This window comes from Microbacterium sp. M3 (genome assembly GCF_033548675.1).
GTDB classification, from domain to species: domain Bacteria; phylum Actinomycetota; class Actinomycetes; order Actinomycetales; family Microbacteriaceae; genus Microbacterium; species Microbacterium arthrosphaerae.
This window is the reverse complement of the sequence record NZ_JAWTZT010000002.1, coordinates 303,435-321,009: the sequence shown is the minus strand read 5'-3', so window position 1 is coordinate 321,009 and position 17,575 is coordinate 303,435. Positions and strand designations below refer to the sequence as shown.

General features: G+C 70.7%; 16 protein-coding genes. 15 read left to right on the top strand and 1 reads right to left on the bottom strand.

Going from position 1 to position 17,575, the window contains the following annotated elements:
• Window positions 1–12: 12 nt before the first annotated feature.
• The gene (locus R8Z57_RS06850; RefSeq protein ID WP_318353030.1) at window positions 13–1,458 is read right to left on the bottom strand and encodes a hypothetical protein; all 1,446 of its coding nucleotides are present in this window, start codon (window positions 1,456–1,458) and stop codon (window positions 13–15) included.
• A 96-nt stretch (window positions 1,459–1,554) separates the two neighbouring features.
• Here R8Z57_RS06850 and rpe point away from each other — a divergent pair, with 96 nt between their 5' ends.
• From rpe to pyk, 15 genes are all read left to right on the top strand, one after another.
• Window positions 1,555–2,229, top strand: a complete 675-nt coding sequence (gene rpe, locus R8Z57_RS06845; RefSeq protein ID WP_318353029.1) for a ribulose-phosphate 3-epimerase — start codon at window positions 1,555–1,557, stop codon at window positions 2,227–2,229.
• Between the two features lie 39 nt (window positions 2,230–2,268).
• Window positions 2,269–2,796 (top strand): hypothetical protein, encoded by a 528-nt coding sequence (locus tag R8Z57_RS06840; protein ID WP_318353028.1) that lies wholly within the window; start codon window positions 2,269–2,271, stop codon window positions 2,794–2,796.
• A 62-nt stretch (window positions 2,797–2,858) separates the two neighbouring features.
• Complete coding sequence (locus R8Z57_RS06835; protein ID WP_194411800.1) at window positions 2,859–3,122, top strand: phosphoribosyl-ATP diphosphatase; 264 nt, start codon at window positions 2,859–2,861, stop codon at window positions 3,120–3,122.
• Between the two features lie 43 nt (window positions 3,123–3,165).
• Window positions 3,166–4,008, top strand: a complete 843-nt coding sequence (gene hisG, locus R8Z57_RS06830; protein ID WP_318353027.1) for an ATP phosphoribosyltransferase — start codon at window positions 3,166–3,168, stop codon at window positions 4,006–4,008.
• A 16-nt stretch (window positions 4,009–4,024) separates the two neighbouring features.
• Window positions 4,025–4,813, top strand: a complete 789-nt coding sequence (gene hisF / locus R8Z57_RS06825; protein WP_318353026.1) for an imidazole glycerol phosphate synthase subunit HisF — start codon at window positions 4,025–4,027, stop codon at window positions 4,811–4,813.
• Window positions 4,810–5,175, top strand: coding sequence for a phosphoribosyl-AMP cyclohydrolase (gene hisI / locus R8Z57_RS06820; RefSeq protein WP_318353025.1), 366 nt, complete (start codon window positions 4,810–4,812; stop codon window positions 5,173–5,175). Before hisF ends, hisI begins: the two co-directional genes overlap by 4 nt.
• The gene (locus R8Z57_RS06815) at window positions 5,172–5,783 is read left to right on the top strand and encodes a Trp biosynthesis-associated membrane protein (RefSeq protein ID WP_318353024.1); all 612 of its coding nucleotides are present in this window, start codon (window positions 5,172–5,174) and stop codon (window positions 5,781–5,783) included. The genes hisI and R8Z57_RS06815 overlap by 4 nt, the downstream gene beginning before the upstream one ends.
• A 51-nt stretch (window positions 5,784–5,834) precedes the next feature.
• Window positions 5,835–6,065, top strand: coding sequence for a DUF6704 family protein (locus R8Z57_RS06810; protein ID WP_318353023.1), 231 nt, complete (start codon window positions 5,835–5,837; stop codon window positions 6,063–6,065).
• A 2-nt stretch (window positions 6,066–6,067) separates the two neighbouring features.
• Window positions 6,068–6,844 carry an indole-3-glycerol phosphate synthase TrpC gene (gene trpC, locus R8Z57_RS06805; protein WP_318353022.1) on the top strand — a complete coding sequence of 259 codons (777 nt, stop codon included), beginning with the start codon at window positions 6,068–6,070 and terminating at the stop codon, window positions 6,842–6,844.
• The gene (gene trpB, locus R8Z57_RS06800) at window positions 6,841–8,106 is read left to right on the top strand and encodes a tryptophan synthase subunit beta (protein WP_318353021.1); all 1,266 of its coding nucleotides are present in this window, start codon (window positions 6,841–6,843) and stop codon (window positions 8,104–8,106) included. Before trpC ends, trpB begins: the two co-directional genes overlap by 4 nt.
• Window positions 8,103–8,897, top strand: a complete 795-nt coding sequence (gene trpA, locus R8Z57_RS06795) for a tryptophan synthase subunit alpha (protein ID WP_318353020.1) — start codon at window positions 8,103–8,105, stop codon at window positions 8,895–8,897. Before trpB ends, trpA begins: the two co-directional genes overlap by 4 nt.
• A 66-nt stretch (window positions 8,898–8,963) precedes the next feature.
• Window positions 8,964–9,935, top strand: coding sequence for a prolipoprotein diacylglyceryl transferase (gene lgt / locus R8Z57_RS06790; RefSeq protein WP_318353019.1), 972 nt, complete (start codon window positions 8,964–8,966; stop codon window positions 9,933–9,935).
• 75 nt (window positions 9,936–10,010) lie between these two features.
• Entirely contained in the window at window positions 10,011–14,618 is a 4,608-nt protein-coding gene (gene gltB / locus R8Z57_RS06785) for a glutamate synthase large subunit (RefSeq protein ID WP_378722180.1), read from the top strand.
• Window positions 14,611–16,077, top strand: a complete 1,467-nt coding sequence (locus tag R8Z57_RS06780) for a glutamate synthase subunit beta (protein ID WP_318353018.1) — start codon at window positions 14,611–14,613, stop codon at window positions 16,075–16,077. The genes gltB and R8Z57_RS06780 overlap by 8 nt, the downstream gene beginning before the upstream one ends.
• Before the next feature lie 48 nt (window positions 16,078–16,125).
• The gene (gene pyk, locus R8Z57_RS06775) at window positions 16,126–17,574 is read left to right on the top strand and encodes a pyruvate kinase (protein ID WP_318353017.1); all 1,449 of its coding nucleotides are present in this window, start codon (window positions 16,126–16,128) and stop codon (window positions 17,572–17,574) included.
• Window position 17,575 lies beyond the last annotated feature (1 nt).

The following is a 17,575-nucleotide window of genomic DNA, read 5'->3' as shown; positions in this document are numbered from 1 at the left end:
AGGATCCGCGGGTCAGTCCCAGCGCACGACCACAGGGTCCTGGGCGAAGTCCACGAGGGCCGAGCCGAGCGTCGGGGCGAAGATGAGCGTGCAGGTGCCGCGCGATCCGCCCTGCTCGCACTCCGCGGTGGTGTCGAGTCCGCCGATGTACTGACTGCGCACCTGCAGCGGCTCGCCGTACGACTGCTCCGGCTGAAGGTTGGCCAGCTCCGACTGCGTCTCTGCGCGGGGTGTGCGCGTGACCGTCCCGTCGACGAGCACCGTGCCGTCGTCGAGGGTCGGCGGCAGTGTGAGGCCGCAGTCGGCCGTCAGGCTCTTCGAGGCCACGCATGCCGCGACCGCCTCGTTGATCGCGGTGCGGAAGACTCCCAGCCCCTCCTCGTTCAGCCCCGCCGACGCCTCGAGATCGGGGTAGCTGAAGGCGTCCTCGACGGTGAACGTGGTCTCGCCCGTGATCTCGAAGTAGGGCGTCGACGTGCCGAGCACGTAGGTGCCGGGGAAGACGGTGGGGTTGTCGCCCTCGACCGCGATGCCGTTGAGGGTGAGAGCGAGGCCCGCGTACTGGCTGCCGAGCGAGAGCTCGTTCGTGCCGGCGCTGAGCTTCCACACCCCTTCGTCGTCCTCGTAGACCGTGAAGTCGGTCGTGACCGTCACGTCGCCGAGCGAGTACGTCGCCGGCACGTTCGCGGAGTAGCTCGCTCCGTCCACGGCCTCGACGTCGATGTCGTCGAGAGGAGCGAGCTCGTTCGACGCCTCGAGCATCTCGTCGGTCAGCAGGGTGTCGTCCTGCGGGGCGTCATCGAGCAGCGCGAGCGCCGCCGCGGCGTCGGAGTCGGCGAGGGCCTCGAGATAGGCCGTGACCACCGCGGCGGGATCGCCCGATGCGGGCGCGGGGCCCCCGCCGGCGCCCGGGGTGCCGGCCCGAGGCATCAGCACGAGCCCGACCACGATCGCGATGACGACGAGGAGGGCGAGCCCGCCGGCGATGATGCCGATGATGGCGCTCACGCTCAGCCCCTTGCGCGCCGGAGGCTCCTGCCCGTCGATCGCGCCGTACGGCTGACCCGCGTAGGGGATGCCCTCGAGCGTCTGCTGCCCGGGGTGGGCCTGGCCCGGGTACGCCTGACCGGGGTAGGGCTGTCCGGCGTAGGGCGGAGCTGCCGGGTAAGCCTGCGGCTGCCCGGCCTGCGGCTGACCGGCATACTGCTGCCCCGCCTGCGGCTGAGCGGCATACTGCTGCCCCGCCTGCGGCTGCGCGGCATACTGCCCGGCATACTGCTGGCCAGGGTACGGCTGAACCGGGTACGGCGGCGCGGGCTGCTGTGGCGGTGCCGGCGGCTGCTGACCGTACCCGGGAGGAGGGGGTGGGTGCTCCGCCGACGCCGGCTGCGGCGGCGTCACCGGCGGCTGGGGCGGCGCCGGGGATTCGGAGGGCGAGGGGGAGTCGTCACTGCTCACGGGGTCTGCTCCTGGTCGTTCGAGCGGTCCCGTCGAGCCTAGGGGACCGGCTCACCGCTGCCCGGCGTCATCCACACCCGCCGACATAATGGTTCCGTGCACCTCGACAGCGGCATCCGCATCAACCCCAGCATCCTGGCCGCCGACTTCGTGAACATGCAGTCCGAGCTCGCGCGCATCGCGACCGCCGACTTCGTCCACGTCGACGTGATGGACAACCACTTCGTGCCGAACCTGACCTTCGGTCCGCAGATGGTCGAGCGCATCCAGGCCACGAGCCCCGTGCCGCTGGACGTGCACCTGATGATCAGCGACCCCGACCGCTGGGCGCCCGGGTACGCCGAGCTCGGCGCCGCCTCGGTGACGTTCCACCTCGAGGCGGCCACCGAGCCGGTCGCCCTCGCGCGGAGGCTGCGCGAGATCGGTGCGCGTGCGGGCGTCGCGGTCAAGCCGGCGACGCCCGTGGACGGGCTGTTCGACCTCCTCGACGACTTCGACCAGATCCTGGTGATGACCGTCGAGCCCGGGTTCGGCGGGCAGTCCTTCATGCCCGAGACCATGCCGAAGCTCCGCCGGCTCGCCGACGAGGCCCGGCGGCGCGGATCGGCGGTCTGGCTCCAGGTCGACGGCGGAATCGGCGAGAGCACCATCGCCCAGGCGGCCGAGGCGGGCGCCGACACCTTCGTCGCCGGCTCCGCCGTCTTCGGCGCCGACGACCCGGCCAACGCCATCGCGGGACTGCGCGCGTCCGCGCGCGACCACGCCCACTGACACCGCGTCCGCACACCCGGGCGCGCTGCGAGGAGGAGCATGACCACCGACGACGAGACGTCCGGCCCGCCGCCGGCGCACCGCCGGCGCCTGCACCGCATCCTCGACGCCTACAGCGGCGAGCACGCGGTGTACGGCCTCGTCCTGGTCACCGCGCTCGTCGCGGTCGGGTGGGAGGACGACACCGATTTCGAGGTGCTCCTGTTCGTCTTCGGCACCGTCGTCATCTTCTGGATCGCGCACATCTACGCCGCCGTGGTCGCCAGCCGCGCGGCGCGACCTCCGAAGCCGGTGGCTGCGGCCATCCGGGACGGGGCGCGCCACGCGTCGGGCATGCTCGTGGCCATGCTCATCCCGGCCGCGCTCCTGCTCCTGGGCAGTCTCGGCCTCGTCGAGGAGTACACCGCGTACTTCCTCGCGCTCGGGAGCGGCATCCTGCTCCTCGCGCTGATCGGCTACGCCAACGCCGCCCGCAACGGCAGCTCGTGGCCGTGGCGCGTCGCGGGCTTGATCGCCACGACGGTAATGGGGCTGCTGGTCATCGGGCTCAGCATCCTCGCGCACTGACGCGCACCGAGTGGCGCGTCACGCGGCGCCGCGGCATCCTGCGGGTTCGATACCCTGGCATGGTGAAGACGTTCGATGCCCTGTTCGCCGAGCTCGCCGCGAAAGCGGCAGAGCGCCCCGAGGGATCGGGCACCGTCGCACAGCTGGATGCGGGCGTCCACGCGATCGGCAAGAAGATCGTCGAAGAAGCCGCCGAGGTCTGGATGGCGGCCGAGTACGAGTCGACGGATGCCGCAGCCGAGGAGATCTCGCAGCTGCTCTACCACCTGCAGGTGCTGATGCTCGCGAAGGGGCTGAGCCTCGAAGACGTCTACCGACATCTCTGAGCTCGCGCCCGCATCCGTCCTCGACCCCGAAAGCCACGCTGCCATGCTGCGAATCGCCGTGCCGAACAAGGGCTCGCTCGCCGACACCGCCTCCGAGATGCTCCACGAGGCGGGCTACGTCGGGCGCCGCGACCCGAAAGACCTCCACGTCATCGATCCTCAGAACGAGGTCGAGTTCTTCTACCTCCGCCCCAAGGACATCGCCACCTACGTCGGGTCCGGCGCGCTCGATGTCGGCATCACCGGGCGCGACCTGCTGCTCGACGCCCGCATGCCGGGCGCGCGCGAGATCGAGTCGCTCGGATTCGGCGACTCGACGTTCCGATTCGCGGGCCCTCCCGGGCGCTTCGCCGATGTCGCCGACCTGGAGGGCCACCGCGTCGCGACCGCCTACCCGGGCCTCGTCGACGCGTTCCTCGACGAGCACGGGGTGGCCGTCGACCTGGTGCCGCTGGACGGCGCGGTCGAGTCGGCCGTACGGCTGGGCGTGGCGGATGCCGTCGCCGACGTCGTCTCGACCGGCACGACCCTCCGGCAGGCGGGCCTCGAGATCTTCGGCCCGGTGCTGCTGCAGTCCGAGGCCGTGCTCATCACCGCTCCGAACGAGGCCGACGGCACCGAGACGCTCCTCCGGCGCCTGCGGGGCGTCATGGTCGCGCGTCGCTACGTCATGGTCGACTACGACCTGCCCGCTGAGCTCGTCGACGACGCCGTGAAGATCGCCCCGGGGATCGAGTCGCCCACGATCTCGCCGCTGCGCGACCCGGCGTGGGTGGCGGTGCGGGTCATGGTGGCGCGCAAGGGCGTCAACCAGGTGATGGACGCGCTGTACGCGATCGGCGCCCGCGCCATCCTCGTCACCGCGATCCACAACGCACGACTGTGAGAGGCGGGGCTGCGTCATGAGTCTGGTCTGCCGGGTCATCCCGTGCCTCGACGTCGCCGCGGGCCGGGTCGTGAAGGGCGTGAACTTCCAGAACCTGCGTGACATGGGCGACCCTGTCGAGCTCGCGCGGGAGTACTTCCGCCAGGGCGCCGACGAGATCACCTTCCTCGACGTCACCGCCACGGTGGACGAGCGAGCGACCACCTACGACGTGGTGCGGCGCACCGCCGAAGAGGTCTTCATCCCGCTGACCGTGGGCGGGGGAGTGCGCTCCACCGACGATGTGGCGCGGCTGCTCTCGGTCGGCGCCGACAAGATCGGCGTCAACTCGGCGGCCATCGCGCGCCCGGCCCTCCTCGACGAGATCGCCGATCGGTTCGGCGCGCAGGTGCTCGTGCTCTCGCTCGACGTCAAGCGCGCGTCGGCGGAGCTGGCGGACCGGATCCCGTCGGGGTTCGTGGTCACGACGCACGGCGGGCGCACCGAGACGACACTGGACGCGCTGGAGTGGGCCCGCGAGGCCATCGAACGCGGCGCGGGCGAGCTCCTGGTCAACTCCATCGACGCCGACGGCACCAAGCAGGGCTTCGACCTCGAGCTCGTGGCGCTCATGCGCGAGCTCTCGAGCGTCCCCGTGATCGCCTCGGGCGGCGCGGGCAGCGCCGCCGACTTCGGTCCGGCGATCGCCGCGGGCGCAGACGCGGTGCTCGCGGCATCCGTCTTCCACTCGGGACAGCTCACCGTCGGCGACGTCAAGGCGGCGATGAGCGACGAGGGCATCGCGGTGCGGGAGGTGGCCGCGTGAGCGAGTCGATCGACGCCCGCATCGAGCGGGTCGCCTTCACCGCCGACGGCCTGGTCGCCGCCATCATCCAGCAGTGGGACACCCGCGAAGTCCTGATGCTGGGTTGGATGGATGCCGAGGCCCTCCGTCGCACGCTCACCGAAGGCCGCGTGACCTTCTGGTCGCGCTCCCGCCAGGAGTACTGGCGCAAGGGCGACACCTCCGGGCACATCCAGCTCGTGCGCAGCGCGCGCCTGGACTGCGACGGCGACGCGGTGCTGGTCGAGGTGGAGCAGGTGGGCCCGGCCTGCCACACCGGCACGCGCACGTGCTTCGACGCGGACGACCTCGACGCCGTGCGCGGTCCGGAGCCGGTCGCGTGATCCGCAGGGCGCGATTGATCGCCGTGGCCCTCACGGTGGTGTGCGGCGCCCTGGGCGTCATCTCCTCGACGCAGACCTGGCTCGTGGTCGTCCTCCAGGACGGCGCGCACCACGCGCTCGAGGTGCCGGGCGCCTCGGCGGTGCCGGTGCTGGCGCCGCTGAGCCTCGCCGTGCTCGCCCTCGGGGCCGCGCTGTCGATCGTCGGGATCGTCCTGCGGTACGTCTTCGGCGGCCTGTCGCTCGTGATCGCCGCCGTGCTGGCGTGGCTGACGGCACGCGTCGTCTTCGAGCACCCCGTCTCGGCGGTGGCCGCGGTGGTCACCGAGTCCACCGGGATCACCGGCGAGTCGTCGGTCGCGAAGCTCGTCGCCTCGATCGACGCCACCGCGTGGCCGGCGATCACGCTGGCTGTGTGGGGCGTCCTGGCGCTGGCCGGGATCTTCGTCCTCGCGACCTCGCACGCCTGGTCGCGCACCGGCCGTCGCTACCGCACCGACGCGCCCGGCCGCGCGTCCGCGCCCGCGGGCTCCCGCCCGCACGACGCCGCCGGATCGCGCGCCATCGACGACTGGGACGACCTGTCGCGTGGCCAGGACCCCACCGCCTGACCGCTAGACTGGCGGCATCCCGTGCTTCCCAGGCTTTCCGAGGAGATATCCATGAGCAACAACATCGGCGACCCCGGCCACGGACACTCGCCCGCCGCCTGGACGGCCGTCGTGATCATGCTCGTGGCCGTCGCACTGGGCACGCTGTTCTACTTCCTCGACATGCCGGTGCTCGTGTGGGCCTCGGCGGGTCTCCTCGTCGTCGGCCTCATCGTGGGCTGGGTGATGAAGCGCGCCGGCTACGGCGTCGGCGGCTCGAAGTACGTCGCGAAAGAGCACTGAGAGTGCTCGCCGACCTGACGGCCGGCGCGGTTGAGGATGCCGAGGCACGCGCCTCGGAGCGCCCGCTGGCGGCGGTCGAAGCCGCCGCGCTGGCGCAGCGTCCCGCGCTCGACGCCCTCGCCGCGCTCGCTCCCGCCGACCGCGTGAAGATCATCGCGGAGGTCAAGCGCGCGAGCCCGTCGCGCGGCGACCTCGCCGCGATCCCCGACCCGGCCCTGCAAGCCCGCCGCTACGAAGAGGGCGGCGCCTCCGCGATCTCGGTCCTCACCGAGGGACGACGGTTCAAGGGCAGTCTCGCCGACCTCGAGGCCGTCAAGGCCGCGGTCGCGCTGCCGGTGCTCCGCAAGGACTTCATCGCCACCGAGTACCAGGTGCTCGAAGCGCGCGCGTCCGGCGCAGACCTCGTCCTCCTGATCGTCGCCGCGCTCGAGCAGCGCGAGCTCGAGCGGCTGTACGCCTTCACGCGGCAGCTGGGCATGACCGCACTCGTCGAGACCCACTCCGCCGACGAGGTCGATCGCGCCGTCGACCTGGGGGCGCAGCTGATCGGCGTGAACGCCCGCGACCTCTCCACCTTCGAGCTCGACCGCGACCTGTTCGGCCGCCTGGCCGAGCGCATCCCCGCCGGCGCCGTCAAGATCGCCGAGTCGGCCGTGCTCGCCCCCGACGACGTCGCCCACTACCGCCGCGCCGGCGCGGACGTCGTGCTCATCGGCGAGGCGCTCGTCACGAACGATCCCGTGGCCACCCTGCACGCGTTCCTGGAGGCGGGAGCATGAGTCTGCGCGAGGCCCCCGGGCCCCTGTTCGGCGAGTTCGGCGGGCGGTTCATGCCCGAGTCGCTCATCGCCGCCATCGACGAGCTGACCGCCGAGTACGAGGCAGCCAAGGCCGACCCGGCGTTCCAGGCGGAGTTCGTGCGCCTCCTGCACTCGTACGCGGGGCGTCCTTCTCCGATCACGGAGGTGGCGCGGTTCGCCGAGCACGCCGGCGGGGCACGCGTCTTCCTCAAGCGCGAGGACCTCAACCACACCGGCTCGCACAAGATCAACAACGTCCTCGGCCAGGCGCTGCTCACCCAGCGGCTCGGCAAGACGCGTGTGATCGCCGAGACCGGGGCCGGCCAGCACGGCGTCGCCACCGCGACGGCGGCGGCGCTGTTCGGCTTCGAGTGCACCATCTACATGGGCGAGGTCGACACCGAGCGCCAGGCGCTCAACGTCGCCCGCATGCGCCTGCTCGGCGCCGAGGTGATCCCCGTCAAGACCGGGTCGCGCACTCTGAAGGACGCCATCAACGACGCCTACCGCGACTGGGTCGCGAGCGTCGAGACGACGAACTACATCTTCGGGACGGCCGCAGGCCCGCATCCGTTCCCGGCCATGGTCCGCGACTTCCAGAAGGTCATCTCGGAGGAGGCGCGCGCACAGCTCCTCGAAGAGGCCGGCCGCCTGCCCGACGCCGTGCTCGCGTGCGTCGGCGGAGGGTCGAACGCCATCGGCATGTTCGACGCGTTCCTCGACGACGAGGGCGTCAGGCTCTACGGCGTCGAGGCGGCCGGCGACGGCGTCGACACCCCGCGCCACGCGGCATCCATCGAGCGCGGCCGCCCGGGTGTGCTCCACGGCGCCAAGACCTTCGTGCTGCAGGACGAGGACGGCCAGACGATCGAATCGCACTCGATCTCGGCGGGGCTCGATTACCCGGGCGTCGGCCCCGAGCACGCCTGGCTCGCCTCGATCGGCCGCGCCGAGTACATCCCCGCCACCGACGACGAGGCCATGCAGGCGCTGCGGCTCCTGTCCGAGACCGAGGGCATCATCCCGGCGATCGAATCCGCGCACGCCCTCGCCGGCGCACTGCGCATCGGACGCGAGCTCGGCCCTGACGCGATCCTCGCCGTGTGCCTGTCCGGGCGCGGCGACAAAGACATGGACACCGCTGCGCGCTACTTCCACCTGTACGACGAGGGGACGGATGCCGCAGCCGCCGCCTCCGCGCCGCACGACGATGCTGCCAAGGGCGAGGGGGAGAAGCTGTGACCTCCCGTGTGGCTGCGGCGATCGAGGCCGCCCAAGCCGAGGGCCGCGGCGCCTTCGTCGGCTACCTGCCGATCGGCTACCCCGACCTGCGCACGAGCATCGAGGCGGCGGTGACGCTCGCCGAGAACGGCGCCGACGTGCTGGAGCTCGGCCCGCCCTACTCCGACCCGGTCATGGACGGCACGGTGATCCAGGAGGCGACCCAGGAGGCTCTCGCGGGCGGCTTCCGCCTGCGCGACACCTTCACGGCGGTGCGCGCCATCACCGAACGCGTCGACGTGCCGGTGCTGGTCATGACGTACTGGAACCCCGTGATGCAGTACGGCGTCGACCGCTACGCCGACGACCTCGCCGCCGCCGGCGGAGCGGGTCTCATCACCCCCGACATCACCCCCGAGGCGGCGCCCGAGTGGATCGCGGCCAGCGAGCGCACCGGCCTCGACCGCGTGTTCCTCGCGGCGCCGACCTCGACCGACGAGCGGCTCGCGCTGATCGTGCGCCACTCGACCGGGTTCGTGTACACCGTCTCGACGATGGGGATCACCGGTGAACGGGCGCAGCTGGATGCCGCGGCCCGCACGCTCGTCGCCCGGCTGCGCGATCACGGGGCCGAGCACGCCTGCGTCGGCATCGGCATCTCCAACGCGGAGCAGGTCGCGGGCGTCCTCGAGTACGCCGACGGCGCGATCGTCGGCACCGCCCTCGTGCGCGCGCTGCGCGAGGGCGGCCTGGACCGTCTCGCCGAGACCGCGCGCAGCCTCGCTCACGGCACGGCGCGCAGCGCGAACTAGACTTCTCAGGTCGGCGGCCGCCGCCGGCACCCTCCCGCACGGATCCAGCAAGGACACGGTTCTCCCATGATCACCGCCGCCGCGAGCGTCGTCGCCAGCATCCCGAGCCCGTCGATCAGCTACTTCGACCTCGGGCCCCTGCGCATCCACATCTACGCGCTGTGCATCATCACGGGCATCATCGTCGCGGTGCTCTGGACCAACGCCCGGCTCACCAAGCGCGGCGCCGAGCCGTGGGTGGTCATCGACATCGCGCTGCTCGCCGTCCCGTTGGCGATCATCACCGCTCGCATCTACCACGTGCTCACGCACTGGAACTTCTACTTCGGCGAGGGCGCGAACCCCCTCAGTGCGCTGTACATCTGGGAGGGCGGCATCGCGATCTACGGCGCCCTCATCGGCGGCGCGGTCGGTGCGTGGCTCGGCTGCCGCTGGACCGGCATCCGTTTCTGGACGTTCGCCGACGCGCTCGCGCCCGGACTCCTGCTCGCGCAGGCGATCGGGCGCTTCGGCAACTGGTTCAACCAGGAGCTGTACGGCCTGCCGACCGACGTGCCGTGGGGTCTGGAGATCGACTACCCCAACGCGGCCTGGCCCATCGGCCTGCCCGAGGGGACGCTGTTCCACCCCACCTTCCTGTACGAGGTCATCTGGAACGTCCTCGGCGTGCTGGTGATCGTGTGGGTCGGGCGCCGCTTCCGCCTGCAGTGGGGACGCCTCTTCGCGGTGTATCTGATGTGGTACAGCGCGGGCCGCGTCGTGTGGGAGTCGATCCGGATCGATCCCAGCGACATCTTCTTCGGCATCCGCACCAACGTGTGGGCGGCCATCTTCGGAGTCGTCCTCGGTCTCGTCATCTTCTTCGTGCAGAAGCGCCGGCACCCGGGCTTCGAGCCGTCGCCCTATGTGTCCGGCCGCGAGTGGAAGGCCGGACAGGCTGTACAATCGCAGGACACCGACGACTTCGTCGACGTCAGCGAACCCCCGACGTCCGAGGTCGAAGAGGTCAGCGCCACAAGCACTCCTGCCACCAAGTAACGCTGCTCACTCCCCGAAGAGCGCGCCCAGGGCCGACGTCGTCCCATCTTGACTATCAACGTGAGGACGGTAGGTATGGCTTCGAGCCCCCGTCACGTCGCCTCCCCGCAGGCGAACACCCCCGCTTCGTCCGGCCGTGCCGGATTCCCGCAGAAGCAGGGGATGTACAACCCTGCCTTCGAGAAAGATGCCTGCGGCCTGGCCATGGTGGCCACGCTGCGCGGCGAGGCCGGGCACGACATCATCGATCTGGCGCTGACGGCGCTGCGCAACCTCGAGCACCGCGGTGCCATCGGGTCGGACGCCGGCACGGGTGACGGTGCGGGCATCCTGACGCAGATGCCCGACGCGTTCCTGCGCGCCGTGGTGGACTTCGACCTGCCGCCCGTGGGAGAGTACGCCGCCGGCATGGTCTTCCTGCCCCGCGACGACGAGTCCCGCGCGGCGCAGAAGGCGGGCATCGAGCGGATCGCCGCCTCCGAGAACCTCGACGTCCTGGGCTGGCGCGAAGTGCCCACCGCCGACGAGAACCTCGGCAAGCTCGCCTTCGAGGCGCGCCCCGTCTTCGAGCAGCTGTTCGTCTCCCGTCCGGCGACGGGCGACCAGCCTGCGCTCGCGGGCATCGCGCTCGACCGCCGCACCTTCCGGCTGCGCAAGCGCGCACGCACCGAGCTCGACGCCTACTTCGTGTCGCTGTCCGCGCGCACTCTGGGTTACAAGGGCATGGTCACGACGCTCCAGCTCGAGCCGTTCTACCCCGACCTGCAGGACGAGCGCTTCGCCTCCGAGCTTGCCGTCGTCCACTCGCGCTACTCCACGAACACCTTCCCGTCGTGGCCGCTCGCGCAGCCCCTGCGCATGCTCGCCCACAACGGCGAGATCAACACCGTCAACGGCAACCGCAACTGGATGCGGGCGCGGCAGTCGCAGCTCGAGTCCGAGCTCCTCGGCGACATCCGCCCGCTGCTGCCGATCTGCACAGAGGGCGCGAGCGACTCCGCGTCGTTCGACGAGGTGCTCGAGCTGCTGACGCTGACCGGCCGCAGCCTGCCGCACGCCATCATGATGATGGTGCCGGAGGCCTACGAGAAGCAGGCCGACATCGACCCGAAGCTCCGCGCCTTCTACGAGTTCCACTCGATGCAGATGGAGCCCTGGGACGGACCGGCCGCGCTCATCTTCACCGACGGCACGCTCGTCGGCGCGACGCTCGACCGCAACGGCCTGCGCCCCGGTCGCTGGACCGAGACCACCGACGGCCTGATCGTGATCGGCAGCGAGACCGGTGTGCTGGACTTCGAGCCCGAGCGCATCAAGCGCCGCGGGCGCCTGCGTCCCGGCCGCATGTTCCTCGTCGACACGGCGGAGCGCCGCATCATCGAGGACGACGAGATCAAGAGCGGCCTTGCCGACCTCGAGCCCTGGCAGGAGTGGCTCGACGCGGGCCGCGTGCGCCTGGCCGATCTTCCCGAGCGCGAGCACATCGTGCACCCGATCGCCTCCATCACCCGCCGTCAGCGCACGTTCGGGTACACCGAGGAAGAGGTCAAGATCCTGCTGACCCCGATGGGGCAGACCGGTGCCGAGCCCCTCGGCGCCATGGGATCCGACACGCCTGTCGCGGTGCTGAGCGATCGTCCGCGCCTCCTGTTCGACTACTTCACGCAGCAGTTCGCGCAGGTGACGAACCCGCCGCTGGACTCGATTCGCGAAGAGGTCGTGACGTCGCTCTCGCTCGGGCTCGGGCCCGAGCGCAACCTGCTGGAGTGGGGTCGCGAGCACACCCGTGTCGTGACGCTGGACTTCCCGGTCATCGACAACGACGAGCTCGCCAAGATCCAGCACATCGACACGGCGCTGCCCGGACGCACGTCGGTCACCATCCGCGGCCTCTACCGCGTCGAGGCCGGCCACAAGGGCATGAAGAAGCGCCTCGAGCAGATGTGCCACGAGGTCGACCAGGCCATCGAGGACGGCGCGGAGTTCATCGTGCTGTCCGACCGCGATTCCAACAAGGACCTCGCCCCGATCCCGTCGCTGCTGATGCTCGCGGCGGTGCACCACCACCTCATCCGCAAGGAGACCCGCATGAAGTGCGGTCTCGTCGTCGAGGCCGGCGACGTGCGCGAGGTGCATCACATCGCGACACTCATCGGGTACGGCGCCTCCGCGGTGAACCCGTACCTGGCGATGGAGACCGTCGAGTACCTGGTGCGGGCCGGTTTCATCACCGGCATCGCCCCCGAGAAGGCCGTCAAGAACCTCATCTACGCGCTCGGCAAGGGCGTGCTGAAGATCATGTCGAAGATGGGCATCTCGACCGTCTCGTCGTACGCGGGCGCGCAGGTCTTCGAGGCCGTGGGCCTGTCGCAGGACTTCGTCGACACCTACTTCACCGGCACGGAGTCCAAGCTCGGCGGCGTGGGACTGGACGTCATCGCGGCCGAGAACGCCGCGCGCCACGCCTACGCGTACCCGCAGGACGCCGCGGTCCGCGCGCACGAGCGGCTCTGGACGGGCGGCGAGTACCAGTGGCGCCGCGACGGATCGCCACACCTGTTCAACCCCGACACGGTGTTCCGGCTGCAGCACTCGACGCGCACCCGCCGCTACGACATCTTCCGCGAGTACACCAAGCTCGTCGACGACCAGGCGGGGGAGCTGAAGACGCTCCGGGGCCTGTTCGCGCTGAAGACGCAGGGCCGCACCCCCGTGCCGATCGACGAGGTCGAGCCGGTGTCGTCGATCGTCAAGCGGTTCTCCACCGGCGCGATGAGCTACGGCTCGATCTCGCGCGAGGCGCACGAGACCCTCGCGATCGCGATGAACCGGATCGGCGGCAAGTCGAACACCGGCGAGGGCGGCGAGGACGTCGACCGGCTCCTCGACCCGGAGCGCCGCAGCTCGATCAAGCAGGTGGCCTCCGGCCGCTTCGGCGTGACCAGCCTGTACCTCACCGAGTCGGACGACATCCAGATCAAGCTCGCGCAGGGCGCCAAGCCCGGCGAGGGCGGGCAGCTGCCGCCGACCAAGGTGTACCCGTGGGTGGCGCGCACACGCCACGCGACCGCCGGCGTCGGCCTCATCTCGCCGCCGCCGCACCACGACATCTACTCGATCGAAGACCTCAAGCAGCTGATCTTCGACCTCAAGCGCGCCAACCCGGGTGCGCGGGTGCACGTCAAGCTCGTGAGCCAGTCGGGCATCGGCGCGGTGGCCGCGGGCACCGCGAAGGCCCTGGCCGACGTCATCCTGGTGTCGGGACACGACGGCGGCACCGGTGCGAGCCCGCTCAACTCGCTCAAGCACGCCGGCACGCCGTGGGAGCTCGGCCTCGCGGAGACGCAGCAGACGCTCATGCTGAACGGCATGCGCGACCGCGTCGTCGTGCAGGTCGACGGACAGCTGAAGACCGGCCGCGATGTCATCATCGGCGCCCTCCTGGGAGCCGAGGAGTTCGGCTTCGCCACCGCGCCGCTCGTGGTGTCGGGCTGCATCATGATGCGCGTCTGCCACCTCGACACGTGCCCGGTCGGCGTCGCGACGCAGAACCCGGTGCTGCGCGAGCGCTTCAACGGCAAGCCCGAGTTCGTCGTGAACTTCATGGAGTTCATCGCCGAGGAGGTGCGCGAGTACCTCGCCGAGCTCGGCTTCCGCACGCTCGACGAGGCGATCGGACGCAGCGACCTGCTCGACGTCGACGGCGCCGTGCGCCACTGGAAGGCGAGCGGACTCGACCTCGCGCCGGTGCTCGAGGGCCCGCTCTTCGCCGAGGACGAACCGCGCCGCAACACCACCGCGCAGCTGCACGAACTCGACGAGCACTTCGACATCGCGCTCCTAGAGCGCGCGCAGGACGTCGTCGCCCACGGCGGGCAGATCACGATCGACCTTCCCATCCGCAACACCGAGCGCGCGGTGGGCACCCTGCTCGGGCATCACGTCACCCGCGCCCACGGCGAGAACGGGCTGCCCTCGGGCAGCATCGTCGTGAACCTCACCGGCTCGGCGGGGCAGTCGTTCGGCGCGTTCATGCCGGCGGGCATCACCCTCCGGCTCGAAGGCGACTCGAACGACTACGTCGGCAAGGGCCTGTCGGGGGGGCAGATCGTGGTGCGGCCGCCGCGCGGCGCCACCTTCGACGCGTCCCAGAACGTCATCGCGGGCAACGTCATCGGCTACGGCGCGACGCAGGGCACCATGTTCCTCCGCGGCGTCGTGGGCGAGCGGTTCTTCGTCCGCAACTCCGGGGCGACCGCTGTCGTCGAAGGCGTGGGCGACCACGCACTGGAGTACATGACGGGTGGCCTCGCGGTCATCCTGGGTGCGACGGGCCGCAACCTCGGCGCCGGGATGTCGGGCGGCACCGCGTACGTGTACCGCCTCGACAGCGCGCTCGTGAACCGCGAGGCGCTCGCAGCCGGCGAGCTGGAGCTCGGCGAGCTCGGATCCGGCGACGCCGAGATCCTCCGCGACCTGCTCGAGCAGCACGTCGCCGAGACCGAATCGACTCTCGCCCAGAGCCTCCTCGATGACTTCGAGGCGGAGCTGGCGAACTTCGTCCGGGTGCTGCCGCGCGACTACGCCGCTGTGCTGCAGACCCGCCAGGCGGCGGTCGCCGAGGGGCTGGACCCCGACGGCGACGTCGTCTGGAACCGCATCCTGGAGGTGACGGGTGGCTGACCCGAAGGGCTTTCTCAAGGTCACCGAGCGCGAGCTGCCGCCGCGGCGGCCCGTGCCGGTGCGCATCATGGACTGGAAAGAGGTCTACGAGCCGGGCGACTCGGCCGTACTCCGCCGGCAGGCCGGTCGCTGCATGGACTGCGGCGTCCCGTTCTGCCACAAGGGCTGCCCGCTGGGCAACCTGATCCCGGAGTGGAACGACCTCACGTGGCGCGGCGAGGGCCGTGCCGCGAGCGAGCGACTGCACGCGACCAACAACTTCCCGGAGTTCACCGGGCGGCTGTGCCCGGCGCCGTGCGAGAGCTCGTGCGTGCTGGGCATCAACCAGCCGGCCGTCACCATCAAGCAGGTCGAGGTGTCGATCGCCGAGGAGGCGTTCGCCCACGGCTGGATCGAGCCCGAGCCGCCGGGACGCCTCACCGGTAAGACGGTCGCCGTCGTCGGCTCCGGCCCCGCCGGCCTCGCGGCCGCCCAGCAGCTCACGCGTGCCGGGCACACCGTCGCGGTGTTCGAGCGCGACGACCGCATCGGCGGGCTGCTGCGCTACGGCATCCCCGACTTCAAGATGGAGAAGAAGCACCTCGAGACGCGTCTGCGCCAGATGCAGGACGAGGGCACGCGCTTCCGCGCCGGGGTCGAGATCGGCAAGGACATCTCGTGGGCCGACCTCCGTGCACGCTACGACGCGGTCGTGATCGCCACCGGCTCGACCATCCCGCGCGACCTGGCGATCCCCGGCCGCGACCTCGCGGGCGTGCACTTCGCCATGGAGTACCTCGTCGAGTCGAACAAGGCCGTGGCCGGCGATGCCGTGCCCAACCAGATCACGGCTGAGGGAAAGCACGTCGTCGTGATCGGCGGCGGTGACACCGGCGCCGACTGCATCGGCACGGCCCACCGCCACGGCGCGCTGAGCGTGACCAACCTCGCCATCGGCCGGCAGCCTCCGGGCGAGCGCCCGGAGAGCCAGCCCTGGCCGATGTCGCCGACCCTCTTCGAGGTGCAGTCCGCGCACGAGGAGGGCGGCGAGCGCTCCTACCTCGCGTCGACGGTCGAGTTCCTCGCCAACGGCGCCGGCGAAGTGCGCGCACTTCGCGTCGCCGAGACCGAGTTCGTCGACGGCCGCCGGGTCCCCAAGAGCGGCACCGAGCGCGAGATCCCCGCGGACCTCGTTCTCATCGCCATGGGGTTCACCGGCCCCGAGCAGGCGCTCCTCGAGGATCAGCTCGGCGCGCGCTTCACCGAGCGGGGCAACGTGCGCCGCGAGGACGACTACCAGACGACCGCCCCGGGCGTGTTCGTGGCCGGCGACGCCGGTCGCGGACAGTCGCTCATCGTGTGGGCGATCGCCGAGGGACGAGCGGTCGCCGCCAGCGTCGACCGCTTCCTCATGGGCGAGACCGAGCTGCCCGCTCCGGTCCGTCCGACCGATGTCGCCATCGGCCTGCAGCCCGCGTAGGCTGGCCGAGGCACTCGCCAATTCACCCCAACCCGGAGAAAACCACGGATGAGACGCGCGAAGATCGTCGCCACCCTGGGTCCGGCCACATCCACGTATGAGATGGTCCGCGCGATCATCGATGCCGGTGTGGACGTCACCCGATTCAACCTGAGCCACGGGGACTACTCGGTCCACGACAACAACTTCGCCAACGTGCGCAAGGCGGCCGACGACGCGGGACGCGCCGTCGCCATCCTCGTCGACCTCCAGGGTCCGAAGATCCGCCTGGGCAAGTTCGAGAACGGCCCCCACGAGCTCGCCGCCGGCGACATCTTCAAGATCACCACCGACGACATCCTCGGCACCAAGGAGATCGTCGGCACCACGTTCAAGGGTCTCCCGCAGGACGTCAAGCCCGGCGACTTCCTCCTCATCGACGACGGCAAGGTCCGCGTCAAGGTGCTGGAGACCGACGGCACCGTCGTCACGACCGAGGTCGTCGTCGGCGGCCCGGTCTCGAACAACAAGGGCATCAACCTCCCCGGCGTCGCCGTGAACGTCCCGGCCCTGTCGGAGAAGGACGAGGCCGACCTGCGCTGGGGCCTGCGCGCCGGCGCCGACATCATCGCGCTCTCGTTCGTGCGGGATGCGAAGGACATCCAGCGCGTCCACGTGATCATGGCCGAAGAGGGACGCCACGTCCCGGTCATCGCAAAGATCGAGAAGCCCCAGGCAGTCGACAATCTCGAGGAGATCATCGACGCGTTCGACGGCATCATGGTCGCTCGTGGCGACCTCGCCGTCGAGCTGCCGCTGGAGGCCGTGCCGATCGTGCAGAAGCGCGCGGTCGAGCTGTGCCGGCGCATGGCGAAGCCCGTGATCGTCGCGACGCAGATGCTCGAGTCGATGACGAACTCCCCGGTGCCCACGCGCGCCGAGGCCTCCGACGTCGCCAATGCCGTCCTCGACGGCGCGGACGCCGTGATGCTCTCGGGTGAGACGAGCGTCGGCGAGTACCCCGTGGTCACCGTCGAGACGATGGCCCGCATCGTCGACTCGACTGAGGAGCACGGCCTGGAGCGCATCCAGCCGCTGACGACCAAGCCCCGCACCCAGGGCGGCGCGATCACGCTCGCCGCGCTGGAGGTCGCCGAGTTCGTCGAGGCCAAGTACCTCTGCATCTTCACCGAGTCCGGCGACACCGCCCGCCGCATGTCGCGGCTGCGCCCGCGCATCCCGATGCTCGGCTTCACCCCCGAGCCCGGCATCCGCCGTCGCATGGCGCTCACGTGGGGCGTGCAGTCCTCGCTGGTCGAGCACGTCGCGCACACCGACCTCATGTTCATCCAGGTCGACGACTACCTGCTGTCGAACGACCTGGCGAAGGTCGGCGACAAGGTCGTCGTGATCTCGGGTTCGCCTCCCGGAATCGTCGGCTCTACGAACGACATCCGCATCCACAAGGTGGGTGACGCCGTGCACGGCAAGGCGCCCATCTACAAGACGCGGGACTGAT